We start from the raw sequence: 13,199 nt of genomic DNA, 5'->3' as shown, positions 1-13,199 counted from the left end.
CCTATTTGATCGTATCAAAGGCAGGACATGGCTGAACAACGCATATTCACATTAGAAAATGTTACCATCTACCATCAAGACGCTGCTCTCGTTTACCAGGATTGGCCAACTCCCGATGTCATTATTTCTGATGGCGGATATGGGGTGTCAGGGTTTAAGGGCGACGCCAGAGAACCTGCGGAACTGAAAGCGTGGTATCTCGGTCATATCCAATCGTGGTCGCGCTACTCCAGACCCGGCACAACGCTCTGGTTCTGGAACACCGAGATTGGATGGGCGATCGTACATCCAGTGCTCGACGAGCATGGCTGGGAGTATGTTGGGTGCAATATCTGGAATAAGGGTATTCAACATATTGCCGGCAATTGTAATTTGCCGGTCTTGAAAGGTTTTCCGGTCGTTACAGAGGTCTGCGTACAATATGTTCGACGTGCAGAATTTTACCATGAAGGAGAATTATTAAGTTTGAAAGAATGGCTGAGAAATGAATGGGAAAGAACAGGTTTGCCAATGTACAAAACCAATGAGGCTTGCGGGGTAATAAATGCCGCATCGAGAAAGTATTTTACACGAGATCATTTATGGTACGCTCCTCCACCTGAAATATTCGAACGAATGGTCAAATACGCCAACAAATACGGCAACCCCAAAGGAAGGCCTTATTTTTCATTTGACGGAAAAAGACCAGCAAATCAGGATGAATATAAAAGAATATTCCCTACATTCAAAGGGAGATATGGAGTAACTAATGTCTGGAATCATCCTCCTCTCCATAACGAAGAAAGACTTAGAATACGAGGATCAGGGAAGTATGCTCACTTGAATCAAAAGCCAATCAAGTTGATTGAACTTATCATTGAAGCCTCTTCTAATCCAGGAGATGTTATATGGGAACCTTTTGGCGGTCTTTGCACAGCAGGGTTGGTTTCCTGCCTGATGTCCCGAATAGCCTATTGTGCAGAAATTGATGAACATATTTTCAAAATGGCGGTTTCCAGGATGGAAGAGCAAGTTCAAAAAGCCAGACAACAACCTCTCCTACTTGAACATCTGACTCAATATGAGGTCAACTGATGGAAATACCACAGCGAGTTATACCTGATACAAGTTGGCGGTACTTTGATGTTTGGGACTCGACAAAGTCTCTACTGTACTCAATTCCAAACCACTTCCAGTCTGATCTGTCAATTAGAGGAGTAAATGTAACCGAAATATTTTCAGTAGGCGCGCTTTTTTCTGGCATTCTGGAAACACAGATCGTTGAAACCTTGAACAGGATGAGAGAAATATGGGACAAGGATGCAAAATACTTTCCTTACTCCTTCGTCAGACAACCCCAAAATTTCCCTGACGTTTTGCTTATAAGAACGGCGGGTGGAGAAGAACCTAAGAGTAAAGATATCCTCTTTGGGATAGAACTCAAATCGTGGTATATTCTTAGCAAGGAAGGCGAACCAAGTTTCAGGTATCAGATAACCCCAGCTGCATGCGCCGATGCTGACTTGCTCGTGATAGTTCCCTGGATTCTCTCTGATGTGGTATCAGGAGCCCCCAAACTATTTCAACCATGGATTGAATCTGCAAGATATGTTGCGGAGTACCGCAATTTCTACTGGCAAGAATCGAGAAAGCAAAGAAATAAAAACCCAAACATTCGCACTCCCAAAGACACAAAACACCATCCTGACATCAGACAGGAGGCAGCTGACGAGGCAGAGGAGGATAAAGGAGGAAATTTCGGAAGGATAGCAAGAACAAATATTATCAATCAATACATCAACTCACTAAAGGACAGATCTTATCTTGGTATCAAAATATCTCATTGGATAGAGTTTCTTAAAGCCGTATCGGATACAAGTGCAGATATCGAGATAGAAAGAAAGATCAGGGCAATAAAAGAAAAAGTTCAAACAAGAGAAGACTGTTCAGAAAGAAGCGAGATATTCCTTGAAATCATGGAACTGGTCGAAAAATTATGGAGAGACAATCTGTGCTAAGACTCCTGCCTGATCCGCAAAGTTATACACCATGATCACTCTTCTCTATGACCCGGACGCCGGGACTCTCTTCTGGCGCTTCATCGAAACCGCCGAAGAAGACGCCTCGCTCGAAAGTGAATGCGATGCCACGCTCCTGCTCGATGCGCAGGGGCAGATTATCGGCATCGAACTTGCCCTGGACGAATCGATCAACGATGATGACCTGACCCAGGCGCTGGCGCATCCACAGGTGTCGTTCGATGCGTCGGAACGCACGCTGACCGTCAACCTCGTCGGTGAAGAACCGGCGTCGGTGCAACCGCTGGAGGAGCCAGCCATCCTCGATTTCGACCCGGACGAGCAGTTGCTGGGGTTCGAGGTGCTGCCAGCCGATGAGTTCGAACTGGAACATCGCCTGGAACGCCTGGCGCATTTCCTGGTTCAACGCGACGAGGAGCGTCAGGACGACGGGGAAGAACCGGCAACCGCTCTGCCGCCTGCCACGCGCCCGATGATGCCCGAAGGTCCCCATCGCTCCGGGTTCGTTGCGCTGGTCGGACGCCCCAACGTTGGCAAATCGACGCTGCTCAATGCGCTGCTCGGGCAAAAGGTCGCTATCGTTTCTCCCAAGCCGCAAACAACGCGCACTGCCATTCGCGGGATTCTGAGTCGTCCTGATGCCCAGATCGTTTTTGTGGATACACCCGGCATCCACGAGCCGCGTAACCGCCTTGGCGCGTATATGGTCAAACAGGCACGCCGCGCCATCCCCGACGCCGATGTGGTCTGCATGGTAGTGGATATCTCGCGCCCGCCGGGAAGCCTCGATGAACGGATTGCCGCGCTGGTGCGCAAAGCGCAGGCGCGTCGCATGCTGGTGCTCAACAAGATCGACCTCCCCACCAGATCCGGGAATGAACACCTGCAAGCGTACCGTGCCCTTGCCCCATGGGATATGGAAGTCGCCGTCTCGGCGTTGCGCGGTCAGGGTCTCGATGCCCTGGTGGACGAGATTGTGCGCCTGCTGCCGGAAGGTCCGCCCCTCTACCCGGAAGGACAGGTGACCGATCAGAGCGAACGCGAACTGGCTGCCGAACTGGTGCGCGAGCAGGTCTTGCGCCATACGCAGCAGGAAGTGCCCCACAGCGTGGCGGTCGAAGTCGAAGAGTGGGAAGAGAAAGAAAAGATCACCTACATTCGGATGACCATCCTGGTTGAACGCGAGTCGCAAAAAGCCATCCTGATCGGCGCCGGCGGCAGTATGCTCAAGAAGATTGGCAGCGGTGCGCGCCTCGCCATTGAGGACATGCTTGGACGACCCGTCTATCTCGATCTGTGGGTCAAAGCGCGCGACCACTGGCGCGATGACCCGAATGCGCTTCGCTGGCTCGGATACACTGAATAGAAAGCACTGCGATGGAACGCAAGTGGTGGGCGCTGCTGGCGGTGGCGACTGGCGTGTTCATGAGTACGATCGATGGCTCGATCGTCAACATTGCACTCAAAACGTTGCAGGAGTCGTTTGGCGCCGGATTGCACGAAGTCGAATGGGTGGTGCTGGCATATTTGCTGGGAATTACCTGTTTGCTGCCGGGTATGGGGCGTCTGGGCGATATGATCGGCAAACGGAGCGTCTACCTGATCGGTTTCGTCGTGTTCACCATCAGTTCGGCGTTGTGTGGTCTGGCGTGGAGCATCGGCGCACTGGTCGGGTTTCGCGTGTTGCAGGCAATCGGCGCTGCAATGATCCAGGGCGTTGGCGCGGCGCTGCTGGTGGAAGCTTTCCCGCCCTCTCAACGTGGACAGGCGCTCGGTTATATCGGCACGGCGGTTGCTGCCGGCATCCTGACCGGTCCAGTGCTGGGCGGCGCGCTGATCGATGCAGTTGGGTGGCAGGCGATCTTTTTCGTCAATATCCCAATCGGCATTGCCGCAATTGCGTTGATATTGTACGCGCTTCCCTCCGACCGCACGCATACCACGCAACGGTTCGATCTGGTCGGCGCAGCGCTGCTGGGTATCGGGCTGCTGCTCGTGCTGCTGGCATTGACCGAGGGGCAGGTCTGGGGCTTCGATGACTGGCGCACACTGGCGGCGCTGGGAAGCGGCAGCGCGTTGCTGGTCTGTTTTGTGTGGTGGGAATATCGCGCGTCGGCGCCGATGATCGACCTCCGCCTCTTTCGCACGCCAGCCTTCAGTTTCAGTTTGATGGCAGCCTTTCTGATCTTTCTGGCAGGCGCTTTCAATTTCCTTCTGATCCCCTACTATCTGCAAAAGGCGCTCGGATATTCGCCGCAAACAACCGGATTGACCCTGATCGCTTCACCGCTGATCCTGTCCCTCGTATCGCCGATCAGCGGGCGATTGTCGGATCGGTTCGGCGCGCGCTGGTTGGGGATCATCGGTCTGACGCTGACTGCTGCCGGTTTGTTGAGTATGGCAACCCTCACGACCGACAGTTCACAAATGGATGTGGTGCTGCGCCTGATGCTGATCGGCGCCGGTTTCGGTCTGTTCCAATCGCCGAACAACAGTCTGATCATGGGAAGCGTTGCGCGGGCGAACCTGGGCGTTGCGGGAAGCCTGCTGGCGGTTATGCGCACGCTTGGGCAGACAACCGGGGTTGCGATTGCCGGAGCGATCTGGGCAATACGGGTAACTGCGGCAGCCGGACAGCAGTACGAACCGATCACCGCCGCTCCGCCGTTTGCGCTGGTCGCCGGTATGCACGATGCCATGCTGGTCGCAGCGTTCCTGGCGGCGCTGGCGATTGTGCCGACACTGGTGCGTGGGCAACACTCCGGGGAGCAGCAGCGTGACGTGGTGCGCCCGGTGAAGGTGGAAGGGTGAAAAGCAAAGGTTCACCGGGGCGCTTTTTTCCGCTCGACCACTTCCCTGTACACCTCCTCGTGTCGTCGGGCGATCTCTTCCCAGGAAAACTGTGCTGCCAGCGCTGCGCCACCGGCGCTCAGACGCGCCCGCAACGTCGGGTCGCTCGCCAGCAGCGCAATGGCATCAGCCAGCGCCGCAGCATCTCCCGCAGGCGTCAGCAGAACATGGGTTTTATCAATGAGAGCAGCGGCGCCGGGCGTCGTGATCGTCGGCACGCCGTGCGCCAGCGTCGCCAGCAGGCTCCCCCGGCGAAACGAAGCGCCATCGACGAACGGCAACGCAGCCAGATCAGACGCCAGCAGGTGTGCTGAAACCGTCGCTTCATCGCAGTACCCGGTTGTGTGAACACGATCTTCCAGCCGCGCATCAGCGATCTGCTTCAGTACCTCACCGGCAAAGGCGCGGTCGTGGGGCGCTGTCGCTTCACCACCGATCACCAGCAGGCGAAAGGTGTCCGGCAGATGCGTCAACGCCTGCACCAGCGTGTCGATCCCCTTGCTCCGCGAGATCAGACCAAAATAGGCGATCAGCGTCTTCCCCGGTGTGATGCCCAGACGTGCGCGCCACGCCTGGCGATCATAGGCGGGCGGCGGCGCAACGGTCACATTCGCGCCGATAGGGATGGCTGCCAGCACATGACGTCCCTGTCCCGCGCCCCAGCCCTGTAGCAGCGCCGCGTCAACCTCGTTCGTCGCAACTGCGGCATCGGCGTCGATCAGGAGCCGTCGCGTAACCCAATTGCGGATCGGACCAGCCTTCGGAAACAGATAGGGGGGCAGCAGATCATGCGCCGTCGCCACAATGCGCGGGCGATTCGTCCATGAGCGCAACCGCCAGGGTAACAGATTGATCGCCGGATGCATGCCGTATGCTCCGGTCTGATACTGAATATGCAGAATATCCGGCTTCAGATCGACCAGCGCACGGCGTACAACATACCAGCAGCGCCAGTTCCACCTGCGCAACGGCAATCGGACGACCTGCACCTTCTGCTGCCCATCCGGATCGCCCCCGACGCCGGTCAGTACGGTTACGTCATGCCCCCGCTGAAGGAGCGCCGTCCCCAGATTGCGGGTATAGTCGCCAACACCGCCGGGCATCGGCGGGTATTCGGCGCTCAGCAGCACAATCTTCATAAACACCGGTTGTTTTGAGAGCGATCTGTCATGTACGCACCGATATGGTAGCGCACTATCGGTGCTACTATATCCCCACCGCTGTGCATTTTTGCAGTGAAGGGTACGCTCTCAATCCTCCAACACACTCCGAGGTTTGCGCCCATGCGCCCTTCAGACAACAGCAACTCAGGCGCGGATCCATGGTGAGGTGACATGATGCTGGAAAGACGCTCCTTGATCAAACCCGGATTTGTCGGACTGCTTGCACCATTCCTGTTCATCTGTCTCGTCATTATCGCCCGAAGTGTGACGGCATCGGATCAGGAGCCACCGCCGCTCGTGCCGACAGCGACCCCAGCAGTAATGCCCGAACGAACAGACGTCCCGGTTGGACCGGCGCCATTAGTGCTGACGAAGAGCGCCTCAACCACCACCGTAATTCCTGGTCAGTCGTTCACCTACACGCTCCACGTTACCGCCAACCGCGAACAGGCGCGCGTCGAAGTGCGCGACATGCCTGATCCGGGGATCGAGATCGTCAGCACCGACAGTAGCACAGGCTCATGCTCGATTGCCAGCATGGTCATATGCACGGTGCAGGCGGGCGCGAGCAAACCCGCCGTCATCACGATAGTCGTGCGAGCGCGCAACAACGTGGCGCCCAACACCTGGTTGATCGGTCAGGCATTGGCGCAGGACGACCTCAATTTTACCGCAGCGTCCGAGCGTGTCGCAGTCCAGGTTGTCGCGCCGCCCCCCGTCATATCAGCGCCAGTCCCCAGGATGCCAGTGCCGCCCGACAGTGCATCAGCACCTGCCGAAAGGACGCCCGATCAGCCGGCTGCGCCGGAACCCCCTGCTCATACACGCAGAGAGATGAGAACGGCGCCGTCCACTGTTCCCCAATCACCAACTGCGGCTCCACCATTGTTATCACGCGCCGCAGCTGCATTATCGGGCGCCGTTGAGCCAGTGCCGCCATCAACTGGTGCGGAAATGCCCGATCCTGGCGGTGCTCCAGAGTCCTGGCTGGATCTGGTCGTTCCTCGCACCCCCTGAGATCACATCTGGTAGAACACGATGCGTGGTCCTCGCGCCACTCGTCACGGCGGTATATGACCGGCTGCACCACGAAGCGTTGCCAGCAACCGCTCAATCGGGACGAGCGCCGCGATCAGGCGGTCGCGTTCATCGGGCGAAAGGAAGGCGACCTGATCAATCGGCAATGCTTCCAGCAACTGCATCGTGCGTTCGCGCACCACATCGGAAAGGGGCAACGCGCTGGCCGTTGATGGGCGCCGCGTCAGGCGCTGAAGAAATTCTCTGACAGCCGCCTGATCGGTCGAACCCGGCAGCGGGGGCCAGCGCTCTGTATCCGCCCACAGCGGCAGATCGCGCCCGGCGAGCGTCAGGCGGATCTCGCGCTGTTCATATGCCGTTGTCAATACGTCGAGCGTTTGAATGGCGTCGCTATCGGTCAGCCAGTGCGTGTTCGCCACAACAACCGCCCAGCGTCGCCCGCCAATCGTATTGGCGAGTATGTCGAGATGCCAGACGAGCGGGGTCGCGTCCGGCGCTGCCAGGTACCGCCACAGTTCATCATCGCCTTCCGCTGCCAGCGCAGCTGCAAGGGTTTGCAACAGACGCAATCCCGGTCGTGGTTCGGTGTCGAGCGGTGCAGCTGCGTGCCAGATGACCTTCTGCCCCCGGCTCTGCAAATGCGCTGCAAGCGTGGCAGCCAGGTTGTACGCCTCGTCCGGATCGCCCCAGATGAGCGCCAGACCGTCACGTCGCAAGGAGGACACGTACAGGTCGATCTCGTCTTCGTAACCGGGAACCGATACGGACGGAGGGGTGTAGAGGTGAACCGGTGGCGCCAGCGGCGGTAATGCTTCGATTGCGGACGGCAACAGCGCTGCCAGTCGTTCCAGCGCCTCGCGTTTCGCGCGACTATAGGTGCTGGCACTCAATGCCAGCATTTCCTGGAGATCGGTGCGCGTCTCTCCTGCTTCGTATTCACCAGCGATGATCAGGTAGTGTCGCCAGCGCGGATCGTTCAGAACCGGACCGGCATCGTCTGATGGGCGGAGTTGTTCGATCGCTGCGCGCAGTGCCGTCTGCAAGCGACGCCCACGTTGCTGCACATCGGTCTCGTCCGCCAGCACCAACTTCGCCAGGTCGCTACGTCCCAACGTAAGCGGCGGGTCTTCAGGAAGCGAGCCAAGCGCCTCACGCACCAGACGCACAGTGGCACTGCTCGATCCGGTGTCGCTCTCTTCATCACGCAGGCGCGCCAGCAGTCGATAAAAGGTGCTGCGCGGAACATCGACGACTCCTTCATCGCGCAACCGTGCCTGCACTCTCTTCCAGAGCACATTCGCAGGTAACCCTGGTTCAGCGGCGAGTTCCTGGCGCAAGGCACGCGCCAGCGGGCTGCCGCGCACAAGATGTCCTCCACCGCGCTTGCGACTCTTCAGCGCTGCCAGACCGCCACGCCGGAACGCTTCGCGCAACCGACGCAGGCTTTCGCGGCTGACGCCAAAGGTGCGCGCCACCTCTCCCGGTGAACGTCTTTCACGCAGCAGTGCCACAAGCATCCGGTATCGTCGCAACGCCGCCTCATCATTGCCGAAGCGCTCAGCAAGATCAGCACTGGTGAGGCGGGGAAGTTCGAGATCGGTTTTCATGACCGGTTACCCGTTACGTGTGACGATCAGTTCTGCGTTGCTGTACAGAGCATAGATCAACGGCAACACATTCCGTTTCTCGCGCAAATACTCGCGCCGCAGATCGCGGAGCAGATCGCCGAGGCGCGTGTTGCCAGCAGCAAAGCGGCGCAGCAGGACAGGCGCGAACTCGGCGGCGAAGTAGGCGGGCATCAACACTTCCGTGCCGATGACGCCACGCGCTCCACGCCCGATCAGGTAGGGAACGAGACCATTGTACAGTTCTGGCGATAATTCGGCGCTCTCACAGGCGTTGAGGATCACCAGCGGCGCGCTGTCGAACCGGTCGAGGTCAAGTCCGGCGTACAGGTTCATCTCGTCGAGCGTCACCGCTTCGCCGTTAATGCTCAGGTAGGAGTCGCCCAACCCATACTCGATGCCGGTGGCTGCGTCCTTCTCTCCCGGTGAACGACTGACGGCATGCCCGTAGAAATAGATAATGTGGGGCACGTCCTGGGAACGGCTCAAGAGATCGAGGAACTTATCACGGGTATCGTATTCGGTGACGGTCACCCCGCCGATGCCGGGCAGAGTCTGACGTTGCTCGCCGATAATCGGCGCATTGAACTGCGCGTCGATCGTCTGATCGAAGACGAAACCAAAATGGAGCCGGTCTCCTGCCCTGATTTCGGGTGCGAATGCGGTTGGTTGCCGGGCGCTGAATTGTGGTGTGTACTCGATAATGTGGCGGTACCCCCAGAAGCCGTTCGGATCGACCGGATCGGTCGGCTTGAAGGGCAGGGCATAGATCAGCGACCAGGGGAAGGCGAAGCGTTCAGCAATCACGTTGATGCGCAGTTCGCGTTCGGCGGTGGTGGCGCGCAACAAATGCCCCATCTCGCGCCCCTGATCGCCGCTGCCGGGGGCGAAGAACAGCGCGCGGAACAGCAGATCGCCGATCTGCCGCAGATCGCGTAGCACCTCTTGATGGATCGCCTCCGGGATCGTCGTATCTTTGAGTTGATAGGCATAGACGTTGCGTGATGGATCGAGTTTTTTGACGATTTTGTCGAGAAAACCGGCGCGCGCCCGGCGGATTGCATCGACGATCTCTTTTTCCGCCAGGTTCAGGCGCGCAACGGTGTACCCGCTTCCCAGCGAAAGGAGGAAGGTATAGCCGGTAGTCTCGCGAATAATAACCAGGCTTGCATCGGTCTCCGGGGGATAGGCGCGAGGATTGCTCATCGTCGTTGCGGCGGCGGCGAGGGTCAGCCCGCTGGCGCGCACCGGTTCGGCAGGCAACGCTGCCAGGGCTGTATCGCCAATCGCCACCTGCGCAACGATCTTCTGAAATGGCTTTTGATTGAGTGAAAGGATTGCGGTAATCTCGCCAACCCCCTGCTTCAGCGGTTCGATTGTGAAACTGGCGAGGTTCTTCGAGACGCCGCCGCGCGGGAAGATGATCTTCTGTTGCGGAATGCCGTACACCTTGAAGTATCCGACATCGGCGACCAGACGCACATCCACCTCGATCTGTGGTGCGGTTGTCATCTCTTCCGCCTGCTCGACGCCTCCTGATCGCACGCGGGCGCTGGCAAGCGGCGCGGCGACATTCACGTTGACCGTGTACATACCGCCAACGCTCAGCGCCTCGTTGGGCGGCACGACGCGCGTCAGGGTCCTGCCGCCGCCGACAATCTCCGCTTCCTGCACGAGCCGCTGTTCGATCCAGAGATTGAACACCCGATCATCCTGCGACCCTGAACCGCCGAGAGTGTTCAGCAAGGCTGAAGCGGAGCGCTCCGGTTCGCTCACGTCTGCCGTTTCTCCCCCAATACCATCAACCTGCGACTCAGGAGGCGCCGCTTCCGCATATATCATGTCAGCCGTTTCAGGCAGATATGTCGGTTCGTCGCTCGGAGCAGCCATTCTGAGTGCTGGTTGCGCAAATGGATCGGCAGCGACATCGCCAGACATGAGTGGTTCTTCAAAGACAACGCCGTAGATGACGCTGTTGTCCAGCACAACAACGCGCCTGCCGGGATGATCGTCGCGTGCGGTGCGCGCCTGGTGGGTGGTGTGCGCCTGGCGATCCAGAGCGGGCGCAGGTTTCAGGCGCTGGATCAGGTTCGCAAGCGGAATGGTTGCCAGTTTCGCGGCAATATGGTCGTCCGGCTCGACGTAGTCGGACGGCGGTGTGTAGTTCGCCAGATCGACGAGCGTCCAGTCGCGCACATCATCGTAGCGCAGCAACCGATGGACGATCTCTTCGACCTCGATCCAGCGTGCAACAATGAACGTCCCATCGGCAAGCGGCGTGACGACGAAGCGGTAGAGACGATCATCGCGCTTCGGCGGCAGCATCGCATAGATCTGCCAGAGCGATGCCGTCTCTTCAGCGACAACGCAGGCGTTGATCGGCGCCAGAGAGAGTTTGTTGAAATCAACAGGCACAGGGTTGCTCCTTCTTCTCGCCTTTTCAGCGTTGAACGTTCAACCTTCGCACTTTCAACCTTCAACCTTCAACCTTCAACCTTCAACCTTCAACCTTCAACCTTCAATCCCCTCGATACCAATCCCTGGGAAGATCGGCGAGATCGTTCGCCGCAGACGGCGCCATATCTCCCCAACGAACAACGCCGGATGGCGGGATGTCGTACCGTGCGCGCAGACGAGCGATCAGCCACGCCAGAGCGCGGCGTGATGCGTCGGTATACCCATGGTTCGGGCGCTCGAGGGCAATGCCAATACTGCTGCGATTGATGTTGCGGCGCGCGCCATTCCAGTACGCGATACCGCTGTGAAACGCGGCAAACTCATCATCGAGCAACTGATAGATCGCGCCGTCGGCGGCGACATAGTAGTGCGTCATCGAGGCTGCGCCGGGCATCGCCATCTGTTCAAGCGACCGGAGCGCCGGTCCTTCATCGCCATGCAGCACGATCAGGCGGATCTTCGAGCCGCTGCGACTGCCATACGCGCTCGGCGCGCGCCCGGCGACTGTAAACCGCCGGATGTAGAATGTGTCCCACTCCGGCGCGAGAACCGCGCCGGGCGAAAGGAGCGCCGCAACCGGCGTCGGCGCAGCAAGCAGCGTCTGCTGCGGACTGAAAATGGCGCTGAGGCGTTTCACGTCGCTCCAGTTCGGCACGATGTTGTAGAGCGTATCGGTAGCGTACACCTGAACGTTGTACTGCTTGCCGCCAACCGTGATCGGATCGGTTTTGCCGAGCGGTGCACCCAGGTTCCATGTACGCGCCAGTTGATGGAACGCCCAATCGGGACGGTACTGCTGTCCTGCAGCGGCGTAGGTGGCGTTGAGCAGCGCATCGCGCACCTTCGCCTGCGTCGGGTTTGTGGTGTTGGCAAGGGCGCTGAGACGCTGAATGTTTTGCCATTCTGTGCCGCGGTTGAAAATCGTATCGGTGGCGAAGACCTGGTAACTGTAGGAAACCCCATCCACAACCAGTGTTTTGCTCGGTTCCAGCGGCGGACCTAGCGTTTGACCGGCAATCGCGTACTGGTGAAATGCCCAATCGGGGCGAAACGGCGAACCGCCAGTCGCGTAGGTCGCATCGAGCAATGCACGCCCGAGGGTTCCGGGAGGCGGAATGGAACCGGCGAGCAATTGTGAGAGTCGTTGCACCTCACCCCAGTTCGGCACTTCACAGAAGAGCGTATCCCGCGCGAACGGCTGGTAATTGTACGTCTTCCCGCCGTGCGTCAACCGCTGACTTTTGGCGGTTGGGAAGCCCAGATTGTTCTCAACCGCAAACTGATGAAACGCCCAACTGCTGTTGTACCCCTCACCGCGACGGGCGTAACTCTGGTCGAGCAACGCCTCGGCGAGTTCTTCGACATCAGGCGGGATCGGACCGATCGGACCAGGTGGCGGAGGGGGCGGCGGCGCGACATTGTTCAGCCAGGCGTTGACCTCGCCGATCACCCATTCTTTGGTGACGGCCCATCCCGGACAACTCTTCTTGCTGTAGTCGCGGTGGAAAGCGATCAGTGTCGCGGGGGCGATCCCCAGACGACGTGAAAGCCCGCCGAGTACTGCTTTCGTTCCATCCCATACCGCGCCGGACGGTCGCTCACGGTCGTAGTCGCCAACCATTTCGACGCCGATCGAGTACCATCCTGCTTTCAGGCTGCCATTGCCGGGACCGGCATGGATGCCGATGTCTTTCATCGGCGTAAACAGCCAGATTCCGTCGGGGGCAACATAAATGTGGGGCGCGGAAGTCCATCCCTTGCCAGCATAGTAGCGTTGCATGCCCTGCATAGACGCAAGCCCGCGCCACTGTTGCACCGTCGGGCGCCAGGTGTGGTGGAGCACCACCTTCGATGGAGTCAACTGCCCGAACTGATAGCGGGCGACATAGTCGAGCCATTGTGGAATCGTCAGGCAGCGTCCGATCATTGGGGGCATGCCGGTCGTAGCGTCTTGTGTGGTCAACCCAACACCTCTCTGTCGGAGCGGAGGCGATAACCGGATCCGGAACAGAGAGCATCGTAGCACACAGCAAACGCGCGAGTCAAGT

9 protein-coding genes are annotated in these 13,199 nt (G+C 58.5%); 5 read left to right on the top strand and 4 right to left on the bottom strand.

What is annotated here, in order from left to right; translation table 11 throughout:
* The first annotated feature begins 27 nt into the window (after nt 1-27).
* From ROSERS_RS25000 to ROSERS_RS11250, 4 genes are read left to right on the top strand one after another with little or no spacing between them, the layout of a single operon-like run.
* Nucleotides 28-1,074: a DNA methyltransferase gene (locus ROSERS_RS25000; protein ID WP_011956909.1), complete on the top strand. Its 1,047-nt coding sequence runs from the start codon at nt 28-30 to the stop codon at nt 1,072-1,074.
* Nucleotides 1,074-1,997 (top strand): hypothetical protein, encoded by a 924-nt coding sequence (locus ROSERS_RS11260; RefSeq protein ID WP_011956908.1) that lies wholly within the window; start codon nt 1,074-1,076, stop codon nt 1,995-1,997. Before ROSERS_RS25000 ends, ROSERS_RS11260 begins: the two co-directional genes overlap by 1 nt.
* Nucleotides 1,998-2,028: 31 nt before the next feature.
* Complete coding sequence (gene era / locus ROSERS_RS11255) at nt 2,029-3,384, top strand: GTPase Era (RefSeq protein ID WP_011956907.1); 1,356 nt, start codon at nt 2,029-2,031, stop codon at nt 3,382-3,384.
* 11 nt (nt 3,385-3,395) lie between these two features.
* A complete protein-coding gene (locus tag ROSERS_RS11250) occupies nt 3,396-4,829 on the top strand; it encodes an MFS transporter (RefSeq protein WP_011956906.1) in 1,434 nt (477 codons plus the stop codon).
* 11 nt (nt 4,830-4,840) lie between these two features.
* Here ROSERS_RS11250 and ROSERS_RS11245 read toward each other — a convergent pair whose 3' ends face one another.
* Nucleotides 4,841-6,007: a glycosyltransferase family 4 protein gene (locus ROSERS_RS11245; protein WP_011956905.1), complete on the bottom strand. Its 1,167-nt coding sequence runs from the start codon at nt 6,005-6,007 to the stop codon at nt 4,841-4,843.
* Nucleotides 6,008-6,202: 195 nt separating this feature from the next.
* Between ROSERS_RS11245 and ROSERS_RS11240 the strand changes: the two genes are divergently transcribed.
* Nucleotides 6,203-7,048, top strand: a complete 846-nt coding sequence (locus ROSERS_RS11240) for a DUF11 domain-containing protein (protein WP_041333521.1) — start codon at nt 6,203-6,205, stop codon at nt 7,046-7,048.
* A 44-nt stretch (nt 7,049-7,092) separates the two neighbouring features.
* Here ROSERS_RS11240 and ROSERS_RS11235 read toward each other — a convergent pair whose 3' ends face one another.
* From ROSERS_RS11235 to ROSERS_RS11225, 3 genes are all read right to left on the bottom strand, one after another.
* Nucleotides 7,093-8,676, bottom strand: coding sequence for a helix-turn-helix domain-containing protein (locus ROSERS_RS11235; protein WP_011956903.1), 1,584 nt, complete (start codon nt 8,674-8,676; stop codon nt 7,093-7,095).
* Nucleotides 8,677-8,682: 6 nt separating this feature from the next.
* Nucleotides 8,683-11,109: a CHAT domain-containing protein gene (locus tag ROSERS_RS11230; protein ID WP_011956902.1), complete on the bottom strand. Its 2,427-nt coding sequence runs from the start codon at nt 11,107-11,109 to the stop codon at nt 8,683-8,685.
* 103 nt (nt 11,110-11,212) lie between these two features.
* On the bottom strand, nt 11,213-13,114 hold the full coding sequence (locus tag ROSERS_RS11225) for a peptidoglycan recognition protein family protein (RefSeq protein ID WP_232282825.1): 1,902 nt from the start codon (nt 13,112-13,114) through the stop codon (nt 11,213-11,215).
* Nucleotides 13,115-13,199 lie beyond the last annotated feature (85 nt).

This window comes from Roseiflexus sp. RS-1 (genome assembly GCF_000016665.1).
In the GTDB taxonomy this organism is placed as follows: domain Bacteria; phylum Chloroflexota; class Chloroflexia; order Chloroflexales; family Roseiflexaceae; genus Roseiflexus.
The sequence above is the reverse complement of the archived record's forward strand: the minus strand, read 5'-3'. Positions and strand labels throughout refer to the sequence as shown.